This is a genomic window from Aeromonas sp. FDAARGOS 1406 (assembly GCF_019048565.1).
In the GTDB taxonomy this organism is placed as follows: Bacteria; Pseudomonadota; Gammaproteobacteria; order Enterobacterales; family Aeromonadaceae; genus Aeromonas; species Aeromonas caviae.
In genome coordinates, this window is the sequence record NZ_CP077378.1 from 3,371,068 (window position 1) to 3,393,337 (window position 22,270).

The window sequence follows — 22,270 nt, forward strand, 5'->3', positions numbered from 1 at the left end:
CGCACAAGGCACTGATGGAGCTTATTCGCGGCATTCACAATATCAAGCCCCGTCACCGGGGCTGTGTATTGACCATAGGCAACTTCGATGGGGTTCATCAGGGGCACCATGCGGTGTTGGCCCGTTTGCAGGAGAAGGCCGCCCAACTTGGCCTGCCGGCCTGCGTCATGTTGTTCGAACCCCAGCCGCTGGAGCTGTTTGCGGGCAGTGCCGCGCCCGCCCGCCTCAGCCGCTGGCGGGAGAAGTACGAAGCCCTCAAGGGAATGCAGATCGATCGCATGCTCTGCGTGCGTTTCACCCATCGTTTTGCCGAGCAGGCAGCCAGCACCTTCATCGAGCAACTGCTGGTGGAGAAACTCGGCGTGCACTATCTGGTGGTCGGCGACGATTTTCGCTTCGGCAAGGGGCGGGAAGGGGACTTCCACCTGCTGGAGGAGGCCGGTCGGCGCTTCGGGTTCGAGGTGATCAGCACCCAGAGTTTCCAGCTTTCCCGCCAGCGGGTCAGCAGTACCCTGGTGCGCGAGGCCCTCAAAGCGGGTCGCATGGCGGAGGTGGAGCTGATGCTCGGTCGCCCCTATGCCATCAGCGGCCGGGTGGCCCATGGCGACAAGCTGGGGCGCACCATAGGTTTTCCCACCGCGAATCTGGCCCTCAAACGCCAGGTTGTCCCGGTCGGTGGCGTGTTTGCGGTGGAAGTGATATGTTCCGGCAAGACTTTCCCCGGTGTCGCCAATGTGGGTGTACGTCCGACCTTGAGCGGTACACAAGCCAGATTGGAAGTACATCTATTTTATTTTTCTGGTGATCTATATGGTCAGCAGGTCAAGGTGCTGCTTCGCCACAAGCTGCGCGAAGAGCAGAAATTTGACTCTTTCACCGCCTTGAAAGAGCAGATCGAACGAGATGCCCTGGCGGCCCGAGCCTGGTTCGGGCTGCCACAATTTCATTTACCCAGCACTCTTTTAGAAAAGAAGGGAACCCAGGACTGATGAGCGACTATAAACACACCCTGAATCTGCCGGAAACCGAGTTTCCGATGCGTGGCGATCTGGCCAAACGCGAACCCAACATGTTGAAACGTTGGTACGATCAGGATCTTTACGGCGCCATTCGCCGCGCCAAAGCGGGTAAGCCTTCTTTCATTCTGCACGATGGCCCCCCCTATGCGAACGGCAGCATTCACATCGGTCATTCGGTCAACAAGATCCTCAAAGACATCATCATCAAGTCCAAGGGCCTCTCTGGCTTCGATTCCCCCTATGTGCCGGGCTGGGATTGCCACGGTCTGCCCATCGAGCTGAAAGTGGAAGGCATGGTCGGCAAGCCGGGCGAGAAGGTTTCCGCCGCCGAGTTCCGCGCCGAGTGCCGCAAATACGCCAAAACCCAGATCGAAGCGCAGAAGACCGACTTCATCCGTCTGGGCGTGCTGGGTGACTGGGAACACCCCTACCTGACCATGGATTTTGGGACCGAAGCCAACATCATCCGTTCCATGGCCAAGATCGTTGAAAACGGCCACCTGCACAAAGGCTCCAAGCCGGTGCACTGGTGTACCGATTGCGGCTCCGCGCTGGCTGAAGCGGAAGTGGAGTACTACGACAAGAACTCCCCCTCCATCGACGTGCGCTTCAAGGCCGTCGACGAGGCTGCCGTTGTCGCCAAGTTTGATTGCGCCGAAGGCCACACCGGCAAGGGCGCGCTCTCTGCCGTGATCTGGACCACTACCCCGTGGACCCTGCCGGCCAACCGCGCCATCGCCATGCATGCCGATCTCGACTACGCGCTGGTGCAGGTTGAGGGCGACAATCCCGAGCGTCTGATCCTGGCCGCTGAGCTGGTGAAGGATGTGATGGATCGCGCAGGCATCGAGCACTTCCACAACCTGGGTTACGCCAAGGGTGCCGCACTCGAGCTGCTGCGCTTCAACCACCCCTTCTACAGCTTCGACGTACCTATGGTGCTGGGTGACCACGTCACTCTGGATGCCGGTACCGGCGCGGTGCACACCGCCCCTGGTCACGGTCAGGAAGACTTCGTGGTCGGTCAGAAGTACGGTCTGGAAGTGGCCAACCCGGTTGGCAGCAACGGCGTCTATCTGCCGGATACCGAACTGTTTGCCGGCCAGCACGTGTTTAAGGCCAATGCGGCCGTGGTCGAGGTGCTGACCGAGCGCGGCGCACTGCTGCATCACAAGGTATTCAACCACTCCTACCCGCATTGCTGGCGTCACAAGACCCCGATCATCTTCCGTGCCACCCCCCAGTGGTTCATCAGCATGGAGCAGAAGGGTCTTCGGCAGCGCGCCCTGGAAGAGATCGAGCGTATCGAGACTCAGGGCATTGCCGAACACGGCCAGAGCGGCTGGGTCCCGGCCTGGGGCAAGAATCGCATCCAGGCGATGGTCGAGAACCGTCCCGACTGGTGTATTTCCCGTCAGCGTACCTGGGGCGTGCCCATCTCCCTGTTCGTTCACAAGGATACCCAGGCGCTGCACCCGGATTCCGTGCGCCTGATGGAAGAGGTGGCCAAGCGGGTCGAGCAGTCCGGCATCCAGGCCTGGTGGGATCTGGACAAGGCCGAGCTGCTGGGCGCTGATGCCGACAACTATGAGAAGGTGCCCGACACCCTGGACGTCTGGTTTGACTCCGGTTCTACCCACGCCTCCGTGGTCGACGCCCGTCCCGAGTTCAACGGCAAGCCGGCCGACATGTATCTGGAAGGCTCTGACCAGCACCGTGGCTGGTTCATGTCCTCCCTGATGATCGGCGTCGCCATGAAGGACAAGGCACCCTACAACCAGGTGCTGACTCACGGCTTCACCGTGGATGGTCAGGGCCGCAAGATGTCCAAGTCCATCGGCAACGTGGTAAGCCCTCAGGACGTGATGAACAAGCTGGGTGCCGACATCCTGCGTCTGTGGGTAGCGAGCACTGACTACACCGGTGAGATGACCGTCTCCGACGAGATCCTCAAGCGCTCCGCCGACGCCTATCGTCGTATCCGCAACACTGCCCGTTTCCTGCTGGCCAACCTGAACGGTTTCAATCCGGCGACCGACATGGTGGCGCCTGCCGACATGGTGGTGGTGGATCGCTGGGCCGTGGGCCGTGCCAAAGCGGTACAGGCCGAGATCGTTGCCGCGTTCGATGAGTACAACTTCCACGGCGTGACCCAGAAGCTGATGCAGTTCTGCTCCATCGAGATGGGTTCCTTCTACCTGGACGTCATCAAGGATCGTCAGTACACCGCCAAGGCTGACAGCCTGGCCCGTCGCTCCTGCCAGACCGCCCTCTATCACATCGCCGAGGCCATGGTGCGCTGGATGGCGCCGATCATGAGCTTCACCGCCGACGAGATCTGGGCCCTGCTGCCGGGCGAGCGCGGCGAGTTCGTGTTCACCGAGGAGTGGTACGACGGCCTGTTCGGGCTGGAAGCGGGCGAAGTGCTGAACGACGAGTTCTGGGCCGAGATCCTCACCGTGCGCGGTGAAGTGAACAAGGCGCTGGAAGTGGCCCGTGGCGAGAAGCGCATCGGCGGTTCTCTGCAGGCCGAGCTGACCCTGTTCGCCAAGCCGGAGCTGGCCGCGCGTCTGAACGCCCTGGCCGATGAGCTGCGCTTCGTGCTGCTCACCTCCAAGGCCAAGGTGGTCAGCGTCGATGCTGCACCGGCAGAGGCAGTGGCAACTGAGCGCGATGACCTGTGGCTCTGCGTTGCCCAGTCTGCCGCCGCCAAGTGCGACCGCTGCTGGCACCATGTAGAGGACGTGGGTACCATCGCGGGTCACGAAGAGATCTGTGGCCGCTGCGTCACCAACGTCGAGGGTGACGGCGAAACGCGTCAATTTGCCTGATGAACATGACTCAACATAAAAGCGGCCTGCGTTGGCTGTGGCTGGCGGTGCTGGCCTTCGTACTGGACCAGGCGAGCAAGCTCGCCGTGGTCAAACTGCTGCCATTTGGCTACCCGGGGGTGGAGATCACCCCCTTCTTCAACCTGGTCCACGTCTACAACAAGGGCGCTGCTTTCAGCTTCCTGGCAGATCAGGGGGGCTGGCAGCGCTGGTTCTTCGCCGTGCTGGCGTTCGCCATCTGCGGCCTGCTGATCCACTGGCTGCGCAAGCAGTCGGTCACCCAGCGCTGGAGCGGTATCGCCTACAGCCTGATCATCGGCGGGGCGCTCGGCAACGTGTTTGACCGGCTGGTGCTGGGCCATGTGGTCGACTTCCTCGACTTCTATTGGCAGCGCGCCCATTGGCCGGCGTTCAACCTGGCTGACAGCTTCATCTTCATCGGTGCCGCCATGATCGTGCTGGACGGCTTCCGTGGCGAGAAAAAACAGGACGCGACCTCATGAGCCAGCTGATTGCTGCGGACAGCAGCGTGCTGTTCCATTTCTCTATCAAACTGGAAGATGGCTCGGTGGCCGACAGCACGGCGCTGCACGGCAAGCCTGCCCGTCTGCGGATGGGAGACGGCAGCCTGACGCCGAGCTTCGAGCAATGCCTGCTGGGGCTGCGCGAAGGGGAGAGCAAGAGCTTTACCCTGGCGCCGGAAGAGGCGTTCGGCCTTTCCAATCCTGACAACATCTACCATCTCGATCGCGCCAAATTCGGTAACGAAGTTGAGCCCAAGGTGGGTACCATCATTCTGTTTGACCAGCCCAACGGCAGCGAACTGCCCGGGATCATCCGGGCGGTGGAAGGGATGTCGGTCACGGTCGATTTCAACCACCCCCTGGCCGGTCACACCGTCACCTTCGAGGTGGAGATCCTGGGAGTTGATGACGAGGAGAAGGTGCACTGATGGATATTCTGCTGGCTAACCCCCGTGGCTTCTGTGCCGGTGTCGACCGGGCCATCAGCATCGTCGAGAGCGCGCTGGAGAAGTTCGGTGCCCCCATCTATGTCCGCCATGAGGTGGTGCACAACCGCTACGTGGTGAACAAGCTCAAGGAGGCGGGCGCCGTCTTTGTGGAGGAGCTGGATGAGGTGCCGGATGACAGCATCGTCATCTTCTCTGCTCACGGTGTCGCCAAGGTCGTGCGCGAGATGGCCAAATCCCGCGCCCTCAAGGTGTTCGATGCCACCTGTCCGCTGGTGACCAAGGTGCACATGGAGGTCCATCGCGCCAGTCGCAAGGGCTCCGAAGCCGTGCTCATCGGCCATGCCGGCCACCCCGAGGTGATCGGCACCATGGGACAGTACGAGAACAGTGAGGGGGGCATGTATCTGGTGGAGACACCGGAAGACGTGGCCAAACTCAAAGTGAAGAACCCGGACGATCTCTGTTTCGTCACCCAGACCACCCTGAGCGTGGACGAGACCTCGGATGTCATCGATGCGTTGCGTGCGCACTTCCCCAAGATCCAGGGGCCGCGCAAGGATGACATCTGCTATGCCACCCAGAACCGCCAGGATGCCGTGCGGGAGATGGCCGGGCTGGTGGACGCCATGCTGGTGGTGGGGTCGCGCAACTCTTCCAACTCCAACCGTCTGCGGGAGCTGGCCGAGAAGGTGGGTGCCAAGGCCTACCTCATCGACGATGCCTCCATGATTGAGCCGCAATGGCTGGACGGGGTTGCCCGTATCGGTGTCACGGCGGGTGCGTCAGCCCCCGATGTGCTTGTTCAGAATGTCATTGCCCGTCTGCGCGAGCTGGGAGGCAAGATAGTGACCGAGCATCCTGGCCGGGAAGAGAATGTGGTGTTTGAAGTGCCGCCCGAGCTTAGAATTATTTGAATGTGGCCAGGATGGCCTGAGAATAAAGAGTTATGTTCCTGATGCCGGATTTGTCGTTGCGACCTATCCGGCATTAGACTATACGAACCGCCAGTCACCAAGGATGGGATATGATTGGGTTCTATCGAGGCTTTTCTCTCATTGAATTGATGATTGTCGTCGCCATCGTGGCGATTCTTGGCACCATCGCTTATCCCTCCTATCAGCAATATGTGCTGACCAGTCATCGTGTCGAAGCCAAGAGCATGCTGCTCAATGCAGCCAATCGGCAAGAAACCTATTTTATGGATTTCAATCAGTATGCATCCTCTGCTGCTGCTCTTGGTATCAGTAGTGCATCTGAAAATGGCCTGTATCAATTATCCATTGCCGTATCAGGCAACACCTACACCTTGTCAGCCAGTGCTGGCGCGGCGACGGCCCAAGCCAAAGATACCGATTGCACGGTGTTTTCGATTAATCAGTTGGGCGTCAAAAGTGCCTCTGGTGCAGCTAGCAATAGCTGTTGGGAATAGCCATGGCCATTCATGTTTCATCACATGAGAGAGGATTCAGCCTGCTGGAGGTGATGATCACCGCAGTCATCCTGTCACTGGGGCTGCTTGGTCTGGTTGCTTTGCAAACCCATTCCAAATTTGCCAGTTATGAAGCTCGTCAGCGTACTATCGCCAGCTGGTTGGCTAACGATATGGTTGAACGAGTACGAATAAATCGCGATAGCTGGACCGCATCCGGTGCAGTAACCGTTAATCTTGCCGCCAACTTGCCACGCCCGACATGCGCCGCTGCAGATGGCACAATCAGTGCGTGCAGTGCTGCAGATTTACGTAATGCCGACCTTCACTACTGGCAACAAGCCTTGCTTGGGGCCAGTGTTTCGGGGGCGGCATCTTCCTTGATTTCACCGATAGGCTGCGTGGTGCGGCGGGCCAATAATGTATTGGCTGTCGGGATATTCTGGGCTGGCAAGCAAGAGATATCTGATGGGGGAGCTGCTGCTGCCGCAGCAACGCTGATCAATGAGTGTCAACTCTCGACAGCAAATAATCTTTCGAGGCGCCAGTTTATTCTGACGACGACTTTATGATCTCTCGCGGTTTCACGCTGGTAGAGTGGCTGGTCGCTATGCTGCTCGGTCTATTTTTGTTGGCGGGGGTATTCACTGTTTTTGTGATGTCTCGCTCCAGCTCTGAAGATGCCTTTGATCAAAGTGAATTACAGGAGAATGGTCGGCTGGCCATTCGGCTGATTAGCCAAGATATCAAATGGGCTGGTTTTTTTGGGGCTTATACCGGCCAGTCAACACAAGTTGGTTCTTCTCTGAGCCTCAGTGCTGGCAGCATTGTTCCTGCTAGTAGCGATTGCCTGGATGAGCGCTCTGTCGGTAGTTTGCCATCAAATGCTGGTCCCATCAGGGGGCTATGGGTAAGCCGGGTATCAACCACCAAAGGATTGGCTGGATTCGCTTGTATTCTCGCTGCTGATCGGGTGGAAAACTCGGATGTTATCAGTATCAAGCGACTGGTAGGGCGTCCTATACCAGCATCAGAGGGATTGGATACAAACCGCTTTTATATGGCAGCCAATAGTCAGGAGGCGAGAATCATCAAGGGAAGTGAAACCCGACCACTCTTTGGTGCCAATAATGAGAGCCAGATCTGGGAATACCAGCACTATATTTATTACCTGTCACAAGAAGATGGTGTTCCTGTTTTACGCAAGCGCTATTTGACCGTCAATGGTGGTTCTGCTCTGATTGGTGGCGCTATGGCCGAAGGCGTTGAACATATGGTGCTGATGTATGGTGTTGACGACTCCTTGATCCCTGATGGGCGCATAGACAGATATATATCAACGGACCAAATGACAACACAGCGCTGGAATGAAGGGCGAGTATTGGGGGCTCGGCTTTTCTTGCTGATTAGAGCTGCTCGGGAGTCAAGTCGCTATAAGAATAACAATAGCTATCAACTCGGTAATATCACGGTTGATGGTGGTGGTGATGGTTATCGCCGTCTGCTCTTGGAAAGCAGTATTGCATTACGCAATCAACAAATTACCACCCGAGGTGGAACATGAGATTGGTTAAAAAAAACCAGGGTGTAGCATTAATTGTTGCACTGGTTATTCTGGTTCCCTTGACTCTGATTGCAGTAGTCGTCATGCAGTCCAGTGGTATGAGTCTGAAGATGGCGGGTTCTAGTGCCAGTTTGCAACGAGTGGAGCACGAAGTTGAAGGTACTCTGGAGTCTGCATTGAGCGATACTTCTCTCTCAACACAAATTGCAACACAGGCTATTGGGGTTTCAGCTGCAATAGGCACTACTACTCCAGCTACAACCCTGACAGTCAATACAGAAAGTGTATGTAAACGCAAATTTGAAGCCAGTAGCCAGAATGTAACGCCAGCTTGTCGTTATGCTGAAGCCACCACATCCAGTGCTTATGGCAAGGTGAATAGCCAAATGACCTTTACTGCCGGGGTAGAACAACCCTTGCTCAGTGCCAATTAGGGAGCCAGTAATGAACATAAGGAACTGTTTATTAACAAGCTTGCTGGTATTGTGTTGCGGAATATCAGGGACATCTTTAGCTGTAGGCACTGGCTATTCCGATGATACCGAGTTGTTTATTTATGACTTTGCCAAGGCGGGGGACTTCCGCCCTAAGGTGCTCTTTATTTTCGATAACTCGGGGAGTATGAAAAATACAACCGAAGTTGCTAAAGAGCCTTATGACTCATCGATAAGTTATCCATCATTGGCTAATGATCCAGATGTTAATAATAGTAATCGCTTCATCTATTTCTCCAGTGATGGAAAAGTTCCCACTATCAACAGTACCAAACGTTTTAGTGAGAATTTAAATGCATGTGCGACATCTAAAGGCCCTCTAAATAATGTGGGCCGATTTCAGTCACGAGTTTGGGGATATGAAATATATGATAAAAATAGAAAGGGGCGTTGGCGTTCTCTAAATGATTTTGATATTTACAGTATAATAATTGCAGATTGCCAGCAAGATATTGATGAGAAAAACGCAAACAATCAATATTCAGGTCCATATTCAACATATATTGTTGATGGTTATCCCGTTGACAAGCCGAATCGCACAACGGGAAGCTGGTTTTACACATCAAATGTAGCCAATGCTCTTGCTAGTGGTAGTTCTACCCAGATCTCATTATTTACGGCAAATTATGTCCGTTGGTATTACGGTAGTACAGGTGTGTCAACACAAACTCGATTGAAAGTTGCTCAGGATGCAGTCAAAGAACTGGTTTTGGCTACGCCAGCTGTCGATTTTGGTCTGGCTGTTTTTAACTACAATGATGGCAATGAACCAGGTAGTAGAAATGGCGGAAGAATAATCCGCAATATTGTAGGTAACGATGCCATCCTCACCTCTGGTAAAAGCGGTGCGCAGGATTTGATTGACAAGGTAAATAGTTTGAGCTCTGACACTTGGACTCCCTTATGTGAAACACTATATGAATCATATAGATACTTTGGCGGTTTGGGGGTGTACTTTGGTGACGATGATGTAAATCGTACTCCAAAGCGGGATAGCAATGCTGAAGTAACATCGGGTATATATAAAACCCCCTATGATAAATGTTCCAATAATGGTTATATCATCTATATGACAGATGGTGAACCAACCAATGATAAAGCAGCAGATTCCCTTGTCGCCAACCTGATCAGCACGTTATCTACAGAGGATAAGGTTGCTTATGGCGGCTTGGTTAGTTATGGGTCTTCTGGTGAAAAAAGCTATCTTGCTGCACTTGCCGGATATATGAAAAACAATGATGTAAACACCTCGGCTATAGGCAAACAAACAGTCACAACATTCACCGTGGGTTTTGGAGATGAAGCAATTAAGGGGGCCGGTGCATTATTGGCAGAGACCGCTCGTCGTGGTGGGGGTAAATACTATCCAGCAACCGATGCAACCCAACTTAACGAAGCATTAAAATCATCATTGCTAGCTATCTTGAAAATGAATGCCTCGTTGGTCTCTCCCGCCATTGCCACTAATAACTTTGACCGTACTCGCAGTCTGAATAATATTTATTATGCAATGTTTGAGCCTGGTTCTGGTCCACGATGGAAGGGCAATCTTAAAAAGCTGGTTCTGAATCCAGATAAGGGTTATGTAGTCGATCAGAGTGGCTTACCTGCGATATCCAGTGATGGAACAATTCTTGAGTCAGCAAGAACCTATTGGTCATCCACCAGTGATGGTAACAAGGTTGCCGAGGGTGGGGTACAAGAGATGCTGGCAGCTAAAACCAATCGCAATCTTTATATTATTCCCCCTTCCACTAATACATTAACTCCCTTTAGCCAGTCTGCTCTTGAGGGTATGGCAGGCGGGGCGACGCAGCTACGCACTGTCATGAAACTTGATAGTGCTGATAGCATGGATGACCTGCTTAATTGGACCAAGGGTATTGATGCGTTTGATGAGAATCAGGATGGTGATAGAACAGATAATCGGGAGCATATTCTTGGTGACCCGTTGCATTCACGGCCATTAGTGATCAACTACGGTTGTACAAAGTCGACAGGACAGACTACATGTACACCTGACTTGCGCATTGTGATGGGAAGTAATGCCGGCTTCTTGCATATGTTTAAAGACAGCGGCACCACGGTTGATGAAAGCTGGGCCGTTATGCCCTATCAATTTATTGCCAGTCAGAAAGCGCTGCGAGAAAACCTGGATTCATCGGCTCATCTATATGGTGTAGATTCATCGCCCACTGTGCTGGTCAATGAGCAAGTCAAAGATGGTCATATCAAGTCGTCACAAGGTGACAAAGTGTGGTTATTTACCGGGTTGCGCGGTGGTGGCAAGGCCTATTATGCGTTGAATATATCCGATCCGGACTCCCCTTCGCTTATGTGGCGGTTGGATAAAAACAGCGCCGGTTTCAGCAACCTGGGTGAAACCTGGTCGATCCCCGAGGTTGCGTTTATTCCCGGTTATTACACAGAAACCAATGGTAAAAAAACCTATAAGCCAGTCCTGATATTCTCTGGAGGTTATGATCAGGCCAAGAGCTATTTGGGCCAGGGGGCTGAAGACAGTGAAGGGTTGGGTATTTATATCGTGGATGCTGAGGCCGGCACGCTGTTGTTCAGCTTTACCCCAGATGCGGCCAGTGCAACCAACAAACAAGTTGCAGGCATGGTTTATAGCATGCCTGGCTCTGTCTCCGTGCTGGATAGTGATGGAGATGGTATTTCAGACCGAATCTATGCAGGAGATACCGGTGGCCAGATCTGGCGCATCGACATGAAGGGGACAGAAAAATCCAAATGGACGGCCATCAAATTTGCCAGTTTGGGTAATGCCCATTTAAGTGAGGGTGATAAGAAACTGGCAGACGACCGTCGCTTCTTTACTCAGCCCTTATTGGTGCGCACCATCAATAAAGGTTGGAAGTATGATGGTACAAATTATCTTTACAGTGAGCGTCCATTTGATGCCGTATTGATAGGCAGTGGTGATAGAAATCGTCCTTCCTCAGAAGCGACAACCCAAAATGTGTATGTGATGCTACGTGACTACAATGTTAATCCAACCTTGTTTGGGACAACGTCTGAACCAGCGGTGCCATCAAGTATCACACTGAACGATCTCTACGATGTGACCAGTGATCCCTTTACGGGTTTGAATGAAGAGCAGATTGTAAACACCACCAAGGCGTTGACCAGCAAGTTGGGATGGAAATTCTGGCTCAATGAAAGCGGTGAAAAATCAATGGGGGCTGGTTTGGTGTTGCAAGGCAAGCTTTATTTCACCTCCTTCTTACCTCAGGTACAGGACTTCCAACAATGTACGATTCAATCGATCGGTGCCATGCGCCAATATATGATTGATATGCACTATGGCACTTCGTTCAAATATGTACTGGATAGCAACAATCAGGAAGTTATTCAGCGTTACGTAGAGGTGCAAAATAAGGTTGCTGATGATCTGGTTATTCATGGTGGGGATGATGGCCGGATCAGGATTATAGGTGGTGCTCCGGGCAAGGAGGTCATCCTCAAAGATGATGGGAAGGGAGAGCCTGAGCGCTGTACCGGTGAAGGAGAATGCTCACAAGGTGCGGAAGAGGCAAAAATGGATATGTCCCCCAAGAAAATCTATCTCTATGAAGGAGAACAGGGATGAAACGCATGCTGCTCTGGTGTGTGGGCTTACCCTTGTTGGTTCATGCTCAAACGGAAGACATGAAATGTTATGTCACTCTGGAGGGTGGCGTGCAGATGGTGTTGCAGCAACCGGTTGCTGATACGAGCAAGGCAAATCTGGTCAGGGTGTTTAAACAGAAAGGTTATGAGATTGATGGGGTGGTGCATCTTGTCACAGAGGTAATCGAGTGCGTTCCTTTGGCGGCTACCTTTTCGCTGGCTGATGCAAAAAAACAAGATGAAATCCAACCCAGATAACGTTGGTTATTGAGTAGGGTAAAGGGGCTAAGAACAACTCAGCCCCTTTTTTTCGCTTCTGCTTCTGCCGGATGGGGAAACGATGATATCGACTCGGGGTGCCTGGTCGATACAAAACCGGAGTGTCATATTGGTGCCAATCGCAGTGCCATCTGGACTAAATCGCACAAATTGTCGATTGGCCGTCACGGTATGTTTTTCAAGAAAGGGTTCTGTTGCTGATAACAAGATATCGCCATTTGCAATATCGAATTGGCGATCCTGATTGGTGTCGATAAAGATAAGCATGCGCTGAGCGCCGGTTTGATTTGCGAGTACACAACCTTCTTTTGTGGAGTTTCTGACAGGCAGGGCAAGACATGCTGTGACGGGTTGCTGCTGTGTGATGGCTTGCCGTTGGCCGAAGATCAGGTGGTCCTGCAGGTTTCTTGTGTAGATGTCGCTGTCGGTAGATGTTAGCAGATTTGCCAATGACGGCAGTCCCAAGGTCAGCAGGATGGTTGTCAGGCTTGCCGATATCAAAAACTCAAGCAGGGTAAATCCATTTCGTGCCATAGCGTATGAGTCCTTGTTCAAAAGAGACTCTAAGCATAGTTATTGGATTGAAATGGATCCTTTTGTGCTCGTGTGTGTTTCGCGGTAGTTAACGCAGGTCATGGACATACAGCACCACTTGCCTGGCTATGGGCACGTCCGGCAGGCATAACTTCAATCTGAACGCCCTTTTCGCCGCTTACACAGAGTGAAAAGGTGACCTCGCTGTCAGACGTAATGGTGCCATCTGGGGTGAAGCGCAGCGCCTGTGCATCTGCAGAAATGGCCAGTTCTGCAGGAAACTCGGGACTTGCCGTCAGAGTTGTTTCGCTGCCATTGAGCTTCTGATCGCTATTAGTATCGATAAAAGCGATCTGCCGGGTCGCTCCATTTTGATTGGCAGTAACGCACTCTTCTACAGAATTATTGATAGTGGTCAGGCAGAGAGTAACCGTTTGCTGGTTAGAGATAGCCTGTTGTCTGGCATAGTTTAAGTGGTTGAGAAGGCTTTTTTCCTGTGTCGCCAAATTATTGCTGCCAAGCAGGTTAGAGAGGGAAGGAATACCAATCCCCAACAGAATGACGCCCAGCGCAATGGCTATCATCAACTCCATCAGGGTAAATCCGGCGTTTTTCATATCTGCGAAGGCCTGTCGTTCCGTGACTATCTACAGCTTATCCTTCCCGCTGGTTGCTGTCACACGGTTACGCCTGTCTTGAACTGGCAGATTGCCCCCCTTTTCTTTATCATTCCCCATCATTTTCGAATTCAAGATGCATCGCCATGGCAAAAGCCCTCTCTCTGATGCTTGCCCAGTTGAATCTGACGGTAGGCGCCATCGAAGATAACACTGACAAAGTGCTCGCTGCGGCCGCTCAGGCCGAACAGCAAGGTGCCGATCTGCTGGTTTGCTCCGAGCTGGCCCTGACCGGCTATCCACCAGAAGATCTGTTGCTGCGCGCCGACCTGATGATCCGGGTCGAAGCCGCGTTGGCTCGTGTTGTCGAATGGCAGGGCAACTGTGCCATTTTGGTGGGGCATCCCTGGCGTGAAGGAGAGGCGCTCTACAACGCGGCTTCCCTCTATGAGCAGGGCCAGCTGATTGCCCGTTACTTCAAGCAGGATTTGCCCAACTACGGGGTATTCGACGAGAAGCGCTACTTCACCGTCTCGACCGAGACTTGTGTGGTTCCCTTCCGTGGTCACAATCTGGGTCTACTCATCTGCGAAGATCTCTGGCAGCCGGGTCCGGCGCTGGCCGCCAAGGCGGCGGGGGCCGAGCTGCTGCTCACCATCAATGCCTCTCCTTATGATCAGGAAAAACCCTGGATCCGCCGCGAGCTGATGGCGGAACGCTGCGATCAGACCGGCCTGCCGCTCATCTACCTCAATCAGGTATGCGGCCAGGACGAGCTGATCTTCGACGGCTGCTCCAAAGTGTTCAACAGCCAGGGCGAGCTGACCCACAAGCTTGCTCCATTTGCCGAAGAGCTGGCGCTGGTGCGCTTTGCCGATGGTCAGCCGGTGAAGGAGCGGGAACCCGCCGCACCGCTGGAGCCGTTGGCCGAGACCTATCAGGCCCTGGTGCTGGCGGTGCGCGACTATGTCACCAAGAACGGTTTTCACGGCGCCGTGCTGGGTCTCTCCGGCGGCATCGACTCGGCGCTGACCCTGGCCATTGCGGCCGATGCCATCGGGGCGGACAAGGTGCAGGCGGTGATGATGCCGTTCCGCTACACCGCCCAGATGAGCGTGGAGGATGCCAAGGAGCAGGCCGAGCGGATGGGGGTGGAGTTCAACATCATCTCCATCGAACCCATGTTCGAAGGCTTCATGACCCAGCTGGCGCCTCTGTTTGAAGGGACTGCCCGCGACACCACCGAAGAGAACCTGCAGGCCCGCTGCCGCGGCGTGCTCTTGATGGCGCTGTCCAACAAGCGCCGCCGTATCGTGCTGACCACTGGCAACAAGAGCGAGATGGCCGTGGGATATGCCACGCTGTATGGCGATATGGCGGGTGGCTTTGATGTGCTCAAGGATGTCCCCAAGACCCTGGTCTTCAAGTTGTGCGAATATCGCAACAGCGTGGAGTACGTGATCCCGCAGCGGGTCATCGATCGTCCCCCGTCGGCCGAACTGGCACCGGATCAGGTGGACCAGGACAGCCTACCCCCCTATGACATTCTGGATGCCATCCTCAAGCGCTACGTGGAAGAGGATGCGTCTGTCGCCGACATGGTGGCGGAAGGTTTCGAAGAGGCGGTGGTACGCAAGGTGATCCGCCTGGTGGATCTCAACGAATACAAGCGCCGTCAGGCCGCCGTCGGCCCTCGCATCACGGCTCGCAACTTTGGTAAGGACCGCCGTTATCCCATCACGTCCGGGTTCGGCAAACAGAACTGGTAAGGAGTCACCATGAAGAAGATTGAAGCCATCATCAAACCGTTCAAGCTGGACGATGTACGCGAGGCCCTGGCCGAGATCGGCATCAACGGCATGACAGTGTCCGAGGTCAAGGGGTTCGGCCGCCAGAAGGGCCATACCGAGCTCTATCGCGGTGCCGAGTACATGGTCGACTTCCTGCCCAAGGTCAAGGTGGAGCTGGTGGTGCAGGACGAGGATCTCGATGCCTGCCTGGAAGCCATCCAGAACACAGCGCGTACGGGCAAGATCGGTGATGGCAAGATCTTCGTCTGCGAGGTGGAGCGCGTCATTCGTATTCGTACTGGTGAAGAGAACGAAGACGCGATCTGATGTGGTGGATGTGCCCTGTGATGAACAGCAAGAGTCTGTCGCTCTGATGTCGTTGTACCGTATCGGGGTCGTGGCGGCGTGCCTGATGGCGCTCACCGCGTGCAGTACCCGGCCGCCGGCCCAGCCGGAAAACCTGTGCCAGATCTTTCGGGAGAAACCCGAGTGGCACGAGGCGGCGCTCAAGATGAACGAGAAGTGGGGGACACCTGTCCAGGTAGTGATGGCCATGATGTACCAGGAGTCCTCCTTCGTGCATGATGCCCAGCCGCCGATGCAGTATTTCCTCTTCATCCCCACCGGGCGGGCCAGTTCAGCCTACGGCTATGCCCAGGTGAAAGACGAAACCTGGGCCGACTACCAGCGGGAAACCGGCAACGGCTGGAGCGATCGCGACGACTTTGCCGACGCCATCGATTTCATGGGCTGGTACACTCACAAGGCACAGCGGCTCAACGGCACGTCCAAGTGGGATGCCTATGGCCAGTATCTCAATTATCACGAAGGCTGGGGGGGCTACCGACGTGGCAGCTACCGCAGCAAGGGATGGCTGATGAAGGTCTCCCGCAAGGTGGAGGCCCGTGCCCAGCGCTACGGTGCCCAGTATCGACAATGCAAGGATCAGCTCTCCAGCGGGGGCTGGTTCTGGTAACCAAATCAGGAGTCAGAAATGCCGTTATTGGACAGTTTTACCGTCGACCATACCCGCATGGCCGCCCCGGCAGTGCGGGTGGCGAAGACCATGCAGACCCCGAACAAGGACACCATCACCGTGTTCGACCTGCGTTTCTGCGTGCCGAACGAGGAGATCCTCTCCGAGCGCGGCATCCATACTCTGGAGCATCTGTTTGCCGGCTTCATGCGTGATCATCTCAATGGGAATGGGGTGGAGATCATCGACATCTCTCCCATGGGTTGCCGCACCGGCTTCTACATGAGCCTGATCGGTGCGCCGGATGAAGCCCGTGTTGGCGCTGCCTGGCAGGCCGCCATGAGCGACGTGCTGACCGTGCAGGAGCAGGGCAAGATCCCCGAGCTGAACGAATACCAGTGCGGTACTTACAGCATGCATTCGCTGGAAGAGGCCCATGCCATCGCCCGCCATGTGCTGGAGCGCGGTATCGGTGTCAACCACAATGACGAGCTGGCCCTGCCGGAAGAGAAGCTGAAAAGCCTCTGATCCCGATAAGGAAAGCATGAAAAAGGCCGGTCAATGACCGGCCTTTTTGCATCTGGTGGGATCAGGAGGGCAGTGGCATCACCCGATTGCGTCCCAGCTCCTTGGCCTTGTAGAGCAGCTTGTCGGTACGCTCGATCAGGGTGTCTGCCGTCTCCTGAGGGATGTATTCCCCCACGCCGAACGAGGCGGTGATGTGATCGATGCGTCGCCCGGATTTGCGATCCAGAATTGACATCCGCTCGATGACGCGACGCAGGCTCTCGGCCATCTGGCGGGTCAGCGCCAGGGCGCGGTTTGGCACCAAGAGGGCAAACTCCTCACCCCCCAGGCGATAGGCGGTTATGCCCTCCTTGCTGGCCTCTCGCAGCCGCTTGCCGACGATGCGCAGCACCTGGTCCCCCAGCAGATGTCCGTATTCGTCGTTGAAGTTCTTGAAGCGATCGATATCGGTCAGGATCAGGGAGAAGGGCTGCTTGCTGCGGATGAGGCTGTCCATCTCGAGATCGAAGGCGCGTCGATTGAGCAGAGACGTGAGCGGGTCCTCGGTGGCCAGCTTCCTCGTCTCGTTCAGGGCCTGTTTCAGCTCCTTTATCTCTTTCTCGGCGCTGCTGAGCTGGTTGCGAAAGTGGAGGGTGGACATGCGTACGTCACGCGACTCGCGCACGAGATCCCGCAGGATCCCCATGGTGTCTTCCAGGCTGAGCCCCTCGTCGTCTATCTTGCTCAGCTTGTCGAAACTCTTGTCGAGCATCTCCTGAAACAGCCCGGTATCGGAGATGGCATCCTGCATCGAGTGACTCAGCTCGCTGGCCATGGCCGCCAGGTTGAGTTTCATCGCCTCCATCTGCTGCTCGTCCTGGGCCGCAAGGTGCTGGTGGTAGAGACGCTCACAGGTGGTCAGGGAGAAGGTTCCCTGCTGTTTTATCGCCTGATCGACGGCATGGTTGAGTTCGGGCATGTCGCCGGAGACATAGCTGTACCAAAGGTGATAGTTGTTCGGCGTGGTGGGAATTTGATACTTGATCATCAGGGGAACCGCCTGTTTCAAATAGGCGGCAGATTGGGCGAACGAGTCCTTGCTCATGAGTTCCGAGTCTCACATACCTGCAAACTGTGTCCAGTATGACAGAGAGAATGGCCAAAAGGCAGTCGATGGATGCCATTAGCTCCCCCCTCCGATATAATGTCTGCGTTATTACCTACCCTAAGGCCTGCTTATGTCTCAAAAAGATCCTTTCCTCCAACGCGAGGCCGAAAAATACGAAAACCCCATCGCCAGTCGCGAGATGCTGCTGGAGCTCATCAAGGGCCATGAGAAACCCATGTCCCGGGAAGAGCTGGCCAAGGTCCTCAAGCTGACCGATGAAGAGCCGTTGGAAGCCTTGCGACGTCGCCTGCGCGCCATGGAGCGCGACGGGCAGCTCGTGTTCACCCGCAACCAATGTTACGCCCTGCCGGATCGCCTGAATCTGGTCAAAGGCTATGTGCTTGGCCACAAAGATGGATTCGGTTTTCTGCGCCCCGAGGGTGGTGGAGCGGATCTCTTCCTGAACAACCGCGAGATGCAGCGCCTGATGCATGGCGACTATGCCCTGGTGCAGCCGACCGAGATCGATCGCAAGGGTCGTCAGGAAGCGCGTCTGGTACGCCTGCTCAAATCCCGCGAGGCGGACATCGTCGGTCGTTACTTCGTCGAGAACGGCGTCGGTTTCGTGGTACCCGATGACAGCCGCATCGGCCAGGACATCATCATCCCGGAAGGGGAGAACAAGGGGGCTCGCCAGAGCCAGGTCGTGGTCGTGCGCATCAACCAGCGCGCCACTGCCCGCTTCAATGCGGTCGGTACCGTCTTGGAAGTCCTGGGTGAGAACATGGCGCCCGGCATGGAGATCGAGATCGCCCTGCGTACCCACGGCATTCCGCACACTTGGCCGGAAGAGGTGACCAAAGAGGTCGCCGGTCTCGGTGAGCAGGTGCCGGAGAAGGCCAAAGAGGGTCGCATCGACCTGCGCGCCCTGCCGCTGGTGACCATCGACGGGGAAGACGCCCGCGACTTCGATGACGCTGTCTTCTGTGAAGCCAAGCGCGGTGGCGGCTGGCGCCTGTGGGTCGCCATCGCGGACGTTTCTGCCTATGTGAAACCGGGCACGGCCCTCGACACCGAAGCCTATCAGCGCGGCAACTCGGTTTATTTCCCCGAGTTCGTGGTGCCCATGCTGCCGGAGGTGCTCTCCAACGGTCTGTGTTCCCTGAACCCGCAGGTCGACCGGCTCTGCATGGTGTGCGAGATGACCATCTCCGCCGCCGGCCGCATGTCCGGCTACAAATTCTACGAAGCGGTAATGAACTCCCACGCTCGCCTGACCTACACCAAGGTAGCTGCGATCCTGGACGGGGATCCCAAGCTGCGTCAGCAGTATGATCCGCTGGTGGGCCACATCGAGGAACTGAGCAACCTCTACAAGGCGCTCAAGCATGCCCGCCATCAACGCGGTGCGGTGGAGTTCGAAAGCGAGGAGACCCGCTTCATCTTCAACGCCCAGCGCAAGATCGACCGTATCGTACCGCTGGTGCGCAATGACGCCCACAAGATCATCGAAGAGTGCATGATCCAGGCGAACGTGGCGGCCGCCCGCTACATCGAGAAGAACGAGGCCGCCGCCCTGTTCCGGGTGCACGACCGCCCGGGCGAGGAGCGTCTGACCGGCTTCCGTGACTTCCTGGCCGAACTGGGTCTGGAGCTCAAGGGGGGCCTGGAGCCCGAGCCGAAGGACTTTGCCGACCTGGCCGCCAAATTCGAAGGGCGCCCGGATGCGGAATTGCTCTCCACCATGCTGCTGCGCTCCATGCGTCAGGCCATCTATCAGGCCGACAACATCGGTCACTTCGGTTTGGCCCTGAAGTCCTACGCGCACTTCACCTCGCCGATCCGTCGCTACCCGGATCTCATCCTGCACCGGGCGATCAAGTATCAGACCGCCAAGGAGCAGCAGGGCAACCTGCGCCACAAGTGGACCCCGAGCGGTGGCTACCACTACCAGCTGGAAGAAGTGGACCCCATGGGCGAACACTGCTCCATGACGGAGCGCCGTGCCGATGACGCCACTCGCGACGTGGCAGACTGGCTCAAGTGCGAGTACATGCTGGATCACGTGGGTGACGAGTTTGACGGCGTCATCGCCAGCGTCACCGGTTTTGGCTTCTTCGTGCGTCTGGCGGAGATCCACATCGACGGTCTGGTGCACGTCAGCACCCTCACCAACGACTACTACCAGTTCGACCCGCTGCACCAGCAGCTGATCGGCGAGAACTTCCGCCGTCGCTATCGTCTGGGTGACAAGGTGCGGGTCAAGGTGATGGGCGTGAACCTGGACGATCGCAAGATCGACTTCGTCATGGTGGAAGAGCCCCTCAAGGCCACCGGCAAGAACGCCAAGGAGATGGCGCGCAAGCAGGCCGAGATCAAGAAAGAGAAGGCCAAGAGCGCCCAGCGCCACGAGAAACGCAAAGAGGGCAAGGAGAGCGGTAAATCCGACAAGGGTGGCCGTGCCAAGCCCAGCAACAGACGACCGAGCAAAAAGGCTCGCGACAAGGCCAAGAGCACTAAATGAGTACTGAACTGATCTACGGCATTCACGCCGTCTCCGCGCTGCTGGAGCGCACCCCCGAGCGCTTCATCGAGGTGTGGGCTCTCAAGGGCCGCGATGACGAGCGGCTGCATCCCCTGCTGGCCGAGCTGGAGTCCCTCGGCATCAGGGTGCAGAGCGTGAACCGCAAGACGCTGGATGACAAGGCGGAAGGCAACAATCACCAGGGCATCATGGCCAAGGTGATTGAAGCGCCCAAGCTGGCCGAGCACGACCTGGCCAGCCTGCTGGACGATCTGGCGGCGCAAGAGACAGCGCCCTTCCTGCTGGTACTGGACGGGGTGACCGATCCGCACAATCTCGGCGCCTGTCTGCGCAGTGCCGATGCGGCCGGGGTGCATGCGGTGATCGTGCCGCGGGACAAGGCCACAGGCCTCACGTCCGTGGTGCGCAAGGTCGCCTGTGGCGCTGCCGAAGTGGTGCCGCTCATCCAGGTCACCAACCTGGCCCGCAGCCTGCGCGAGCTGCAGGAGCGCGGCGTCTGGATCGTGGGTACCGCCGGCGAGGCGGATCACGATCTTTATCAGGCCAAACTCACCGGTCCCATGGCGCTGGTGATGGGGGCCGAAGGCAAGGGGATGCGCCGCCTGACCCGCGAACATTGCGACGAGCTGGTGAGCATCCCCATGGCGGGGGCGGTATCCAGCCTCAACGTCTCGGTGGCGAGCGGTGTCTGCCTGTTCGAAGCCGTGCGCCAGCGCCGCGTCTGACAAGACGATGACCGACAGACCCCCCTTTGTCTGGGAACGGGTTGCAGATGAGCAGGAGGCCGAGCGCCTCCTCTCTTTTGTCCGCTCCCTGACCTTGCCCCCTCGCACCTGCCTCTGGCATGCCGGTGACAGTCCGGCACTGCTGGTCAGGGTGGAGGAGGGATTGCTGCGGGCCAGGGTGGTGCTGGCGGATGGCCGCGAGTACATCAAGGAGTTCTATTGGGAGGGGGACGAGTTTATCGACTTCCACCACCTGCTCAGTGGTGAGCCTGCCCGCTACAGTGTGGAGGCGCTGGAGCCTTGCCGACTGCAGCTTCTTCCGCTGGCGGATCTGCGCCGACTCCCTTGCTGGCCCGCCTGGTATCACCATCTCCTTGAGGTGCAACTGCGCATCAAGGAGGAGAAAGAGCTGTTGCTGCTGACCGGGGGCCCAGAGGCGCGCTATCAGCATTTTCTGCGAAGCTTCCCCGCGCTGGATGCCAGGGTCCCGGATCACCAGATTGCCGCCTATCTGGGGATCACCCCCATCAGCCTGAGCCGCATCCGCAGGCGGCTGAAAACGCGCGATCAGGGTTGAGCCAGAAGGGATTGCCGATGAACCAGGGCAGAGATCGGCTCTTTGCCGGCCATGTCCGCATTGGATGAGAAGGGGGGCAACTTAACCAAGGTTAATGCCCCTCGTCGGGAGCAAGATTATGCTGTCAGACCCCATTAAACAGGAGTCATTCATGAACTGGAGTATGAAATCCTGGTCCGAGCTGACCACGGATGAATTGTATGAGCTGCTTGCCCTGCGCGCCGAGGTGTTCGTGGTGGAGCAGACCTGTCCCTTCCAGGATCTGGACGGGCTGGATCGCCGTGACGGCGTGTTGCATCTGCTCGGTCGTGAGGGGGATCACCTGGCGGCCTATGCCCGCATCATGGCGCCCGGCATTGGTGATGGCAGCGGCGCTGCCATCGGCCGCGTGGTCACCTCTCCCACGTCGCGGGGGGGCGGACTGGGTCACCGCCTGCTGGCGCAAGCGGTCAGAGAGTGCGAGGCACGCTGGCCTGCACACAGCATCTGGCTCGGTGCACAGGCCCACCTGCAAGGTTTTTACGGCCAGCATGGTTTCGTGGCCGAAGGGGAAGGGTATCTGGAAGATGACATCCCTCACATGGGGATGCGAAGGGAGCCTGCCTGACATCGTCAGGCGCCAGGAAAGGGGCAAGTGGCCCCTCATCCGTGGTGCATCTCATGGTTTTT

At 56.3% G+C, this 22,270-nt stretch carries 22 protein-coding genes; 19 read left to right on the forward strand and 3 right to left on the reverse strand.

Annotated features, from left to right (window positions below):
- Positions 1–14: 14 nt before the first annotated feature.
- The 11 genes from ribF to tapY2 all read left to right on the forward strand — a co-directional run bounded on the left by ribF (position 15) and on the right by tapY2 (position 12,201).
- Positions 15–989 carry a bifunctional riboflavin kinase/FAD synthetase gene (gene ribF, locus I6L36_RS16020; RefSeq protein ID WP_109111803.1) on the forward strand — a complete coding sequence of 325 codons (975 nt, stop codon included), beginning with the start codon at positions 15–17 and terminating at the stop codon, positions 987–989.
- On the forward strand, positions 989–3,850 hold the full coding sequence (gene ileS, locus I6L36_RS16025) for an isoleucine--tRNA ligase (protein ID WP_109111802.1): 2,862 nt from the start codon (positions 989–991) through the stop codon (positions 3,848–3,850). Before ribF ends, ileS begins: the two co-directional genes overlap by 1 nt.
- Positions 3,850–4,353, forward strand: a complete 504-nt coding sequence (gene lspA / locus I6L36_RS16030; RefSeq protein WP_010673100.1) for a signal peptidase II — start codon at positions 3,850–3,852, stop codon at positions 4,351–4,353. Before ileS ends, lspA begins: the two co-directional genes overlap by 1 nt.
- The gene (fkpB, locus tag I6L36_RS16035) at positions 4,350–4,802 is read left to right on the forward strand and encodes an FKBP-type peptidyl-prolyl cis-trans isomerase (protein WP_041210958.1); all 453 of its coding nucleotides are present in this window, start codon (positions 4,350–4,352) and stop codon (positions 4,800–4,802) included. The genes lspA and fkpB overlap by 4 nt, the downstream gene beginning before the upstream one ends.
- Positions 4,802–5,737: a 4-hydroxy-3-methylbut-2-enyl diphosphate reductase gene (gene ispH / locus I6L36_RS16040; protein ID WP_039039990.1), complete on the forward strand. Its 936-nt coding sequence runs from the start codon at positions 4,802–4,804 to the stop codon at positions 5,735–5,737. The genes fkpB and ispH overlap by 1 nt, the downstream gene beginning before the upstream one ends.
- Positions 5,738–5,847: 110 nt before the next feature.
- Complete coding sequence (locus I6L36_RS16045; RefSeq protein ID WP_102949170.1) at positions 5,848–6,252, forward strand: type IV pilin protein; 405 nt, start codon at positions 5,848–5,850, stop codon at positions 6,250–6,252.
- Between the two features lie 2 nt (positions 6,253–6,254).
- Positions 6,255–6,824, forward strand: a complete 570-nt coding sequence (pilV, locus tag I6L36_RS16050; protein ID WP_102949171.1) for a type IV pilus modification protein PilV — start codon at positions 6,255–6,257, stop codon at positions 6,822–6,824.
- On the forward strand, positions 6,821–7,816 hold the full coding sequence (locus tag I6L36_RS16055) for a PilW family protein (protein ID WP_102949172.1): 996 nt from the start codon (positions 6,821–6,823) through the stop codon (positions 7,814–7,816). The genes pilV and I6L36_RS16055 overlap by 4 nt, the downstream gene beginning before the upstream one ends.
- Entirely contained in the window at positions 7,813–8,250 is a 438-nt protein-coding gene (tppD, locus tag I6L36_RS16060; RefSeq protein WP_102949173.1) for a type IVa pilus pseudopilin TppD, read from the forward strand. The genes I6L36_RS16055 and tppD overlap by 4 nt, the downstream gene beginning before the upstream one ends.
- A 10-nt stretch (positions 8,251–8,260) precedes the next feature.
- Positions 8,261–11,923, forward strand: coding sequence for a pilus assembly protein (locus tag I6L36_RS16065; protein ID WP_109111801.1), 3,663 nt, complete (start codon positions 8,261–8,263; stop codon positions 11,921–11,923).
- Positions 11,920–12,201: a type IVa secretion system protein TapY2 gene (gene tapY2, locus I6L36_RS16070; RefSeq protein ID WP_019445572.1), complete on the forward strand. Its 282-nt coding sequence runs from the start codon at positions 11,920–11,922 to the stop codon at positions 12,199–12,201. The genes I6L36_RS16065 and tapY2 overlap by 4 nt, the downstream gene beginning before the upstream one ends.
- A gap of 27 nt (positions 12,202–12,228) precedes the next feature.
- Here the strand turns inward: tapY2 and I6L36_RS16075 are convergent, their stop codons facing one another.
- Both I6L36_RS16075 and I6L36_RS16080 read right to left on the reverse strand, forming a co-directional pair.
- Positions 12,229–12,756 (reverse strand): GspH/FimT family protein, encoded by a 528-nt coding sequence (locus I6L36_RS16075; RefSeq protein ID WP_109111800.1) that lies wholly within the window; start codon positions 12,754–12,756, stop codon positions 12,229–12,231.
- Between the two features lie 98 nt (positions 12,757–12,854).
- On the reverse strand, positions 12,855–13,373 hold the full coding sequence (locus I6L36_RS16080) for a GspH/FimT family pseudopilin (RefSeq protein ID WP_069554505.1): 519 nt from the start codon (positions 13,371–13,373) through the stop codon (positions 12,855–12,857).
- A 146-nt stretch (positions 13,374–13,519) separates the two neighbouring features.
- Here I6L36_RS16080 and I6L36_RS16085 point away from each other — a divergent pair, with 146 nt between their 5' ends.
- The 4 genes from I6L36_RS16085 to luxS are packed head-to-tail and all read left to right on the forward strand — an operon-like array spanning position 13,520 to position 16,667.
- Complete coding sequence (locus tag I6L36_RS16085; protein WP_109111799.1) at positions 13,520–15,142, forward strand: NAD+ synthase; 1,623 nt, start codon at positions 13,520–13,522, stop codon at positions 15,140–15,142.
- Positions 15,143–15,151: 9 nt separating this feature from the next.
- Complete coding sequence (gene glnB / locus I6L36_RS16090; protein ID WP_005308848.1) at positions 15,152–15,490, forward strand: nitrogen regulatory protein P-II; 339 nt, start codon at positions 15,152–15,154, stop codon at positions 15,488–15,490.
- 46 nt (positions 15,491–15,536) lie between these two features.
- Entirely contained in the window at positions 15,537–16,139 is a 603-nt protein-coding gene (locus I6L36_RS16095) for a transglycosylase SLT domain-containing protein (protein ID WP_041214486.1), read from the forward strand.
- 18 nt (positions 16,140–16,157) lie between these two features.
- Positions 16,158–16,667: an S-ribosylhomocysteine lyase gene (luxS, locus tag I6L36_RS16100; RefSeq protein ID WP_109111798.1), complete on the forward strand. Its 510-nt coding sequence runs from the start codon at positions 16,158–16,160 to the stop codon at positions 16,665–16,667.
- A 61-nt stretch (positions 16,668–16,728) separates the two neighbouring features.
- Here luxS and I6L36_RS16105 read toward each other — a convergent pair whose 3' ends face one another.
- Complete coding sequence (locus tag I6L36_RS16105) at positions 16,729–17,751, reverse strand: GGDEF domain-containing protein (RefSeq protein ID WP_041214487.1); 1,023 nt, start codon at positions 17,749–17,751, stop codon at positions 16,729–16,731.
- A 133-nt stretch (positions 17,752–17,884) separates the two neighbouring features.
- Here I6L36_RS16105 and rnr point away from each other — a divergent pair, with 133 nt between their 5' ends.
- The 4 genes from rnr to I6L36_RS16125 all read left to right on the forward strand — a co-directional run bounded on the left by rnr (position 17,885) and on the right by I6L36_RS16125 (position 22,208).
- Positions 17,885–20,278, forward strand: coding sequence for a ribonuclease R (rnr, locus tag I6L36_RS16110; protein ID WP_010673114.1), 2,394 nt, complete (start codon positions 17,885–17,887; stop codon positions 20,276–20,278).
- Entirely contained in the window at positions 20,275–21,024 is a 750-nt protein-coding gene (gene rlmB / locus I6L36_RS16115; protein WP_010673115.1) for a 23S rRNA (guanosine(2251)-2'-O)-methyltransferase RlmB, read from the forward strand. The genes rnr and rlmB overlap by 4 nt, the downstream gene beginning before the upstream one ends.
- 7 nt (positions 21,025–21,031) lie before the next feature.
- Positions 21,032–21,601 carry a Crp/Fnr family transcriptional regulator gene (locus tag I6L36_RS16120; protein WP_042014880.1) on the forward strand — a complete coding sequence of 190 codons (570 nt, stop codon included), beginning with the start codon at positions 21,032–21,034 and terminating at the stop codon, positions 21,599–21,601.
- Positions 21,602–21,752: 151 nt separating this feature from the next.
- On the forward strand, positions 21,753–22,208 hold the full coding sequence (locus I6L36_RS16125; RefSeq protein ID WP_042878826.1) for a GNAT family N-acetyltransferase: 456 nt from the start codon (positions 21,753–21,755) through the stop codon (positions 22,206–22,208).
- Positions 22,209–22,270 lie beyond the last annotated feature (62 nt).

Coding starts and splice junctions, on each gene's coding strand:
- ribF (WP_109111803.1), top strand. CDS start 15: ATGGAGCTTATTCGCGGCATTCACAATATCAAGCCCCGTCACCGGGGC.
- ileS (WP_109111802.1), top strand. CDS start 989: ATGAGCGACTATAAACACACCCTGAATCTGCCGGAAACCGAGTTTCCG.
- lspA (WP_010673100.1), top strand. CDS start 3,850: ATGAACATGACTCAACATAAAAGCGGCCTGCGTTGGCTGTGGCTGGCG.
- fkpB (WP_041210958.1), top strand. CDS start 4,350: ATGAGCCAGCTGATTGCTGCGGACAGCAGCGTGCTGTTCCATTTCTCT.
- ispH (WP_039039990.1), top strand. CDS start 4,802: ATGGATATTCTGCTGGCTAACCCCCGTGGCTTCTGTGCCGGTGTCGAC.
- I6L36_RS16045 (WP_102949170.1), top strand. CDS start 5,848: ATGATTGGGTTCTATCGAGGCTTTTCTCTCATTGAATTGATGATTGTC.
- pilV (WP_102949171.1), top strand. CDS start 6,255: ATGGCCATTCATGTTTCATCACATGAGAGAGGATTCAGCCTGCTGGAG.
- I6L36_RS16055 (WP_102949172.1), top strand. CDS start 6,821: ATGATCTCTCGCGGTTTCACGCTGGTAGAGTGGCTGGTCGCTATGCTG.
- tppD (WP_102949173.1), top strand. CDS start 7,813: ATGAGATTGGTTAAAAAAAACCAGGGTGTAGCATTAATTGTTGCACTG.
- I6L36_RS16065 (WP_109111801.1), top strand. CDS start 8,261: ATGAACATAAGGAACTGTTTATTAACAAGCTTGCTGGTATTGTGTTGC.
- tapY2 (WP_019445572.1), top strand. CDS start 11,920: ATGAAACGCATGCTGCTCTGGTGTGTGGGCTTACCCTTGTTGGTTCAT.
- I6L36_RS16075 (WP_109111800.1), bottom strand. CDS start 12,756: ATGGCACGAAATGGATTTACCCTGCTTGAGTTTTTGATATCGGCAAGC.
- I6L36_RS16080 (WP_069554505.1), bottom strand. CDS start 13,373: ATGAAAAACGCCGGATTTACCCTGATGGAGTTGATGATAGCCATTGCG.
- I6L36_RS16085 (WP_109111799.1), top strand. CDS start 13,520: ATGGCAAAAGCCCTCTCTCTGATGCTTGCCCAGTTGAATCTGACGGTA.
- glnB (WP_005308848.1), top strand. CDS start 15,152: ATGAAGAAGATTGAAGCCATCATCAAACCGTTCAAGCTGGACGATGTA.
- I6L36_RS16095 (WP_041214486.1), top strand. CDS start 15,537: ATGTCGTTGTACCGTATCGGGGTCGTGGCGGCGTGCCTGATGGCGCTC.
- luxS (WP_109111798.1), top strand. CDS start 16,158: ATGCCGTTATTGGACAGTTTTACCGTCGACCATACCCGCATGGCCGCC.
- I6L36_RS16105 (WP_041214487.1), bottom strand. CDS start 17,751: ATGAGCAAGGACTCGTTCGCCCAATCTGCCGCCTATTTGAAACAGGCG.
- rnr (WP_010673114.1), top strand. CDS start 17,885: ATGTCTCAAAAAGATCCTTTCCTCCAACGCGAGGCCGAAAAATACGAA.
- rlmB (WP_010673115.1), top strand. CDS start 20,275: ATGAGTACTGAACTGATCTACGGCATTCACGCCGTCTCCGCGCTGCTG.
- I6L36_RS16120 (WP_042014880.1), top strand. CDS start 21,032: ATGACCGACAGACCCCCCTTTGTCTGGGAACGGGTTGCAGATGAGCAG.
- I6L36_RS16125 (WP_042878826.1), top strand. CDS start 21,753: ATGAACTGGAGTATGAAATCCTGGTCCGAGCTGACCACGGATGAATTG.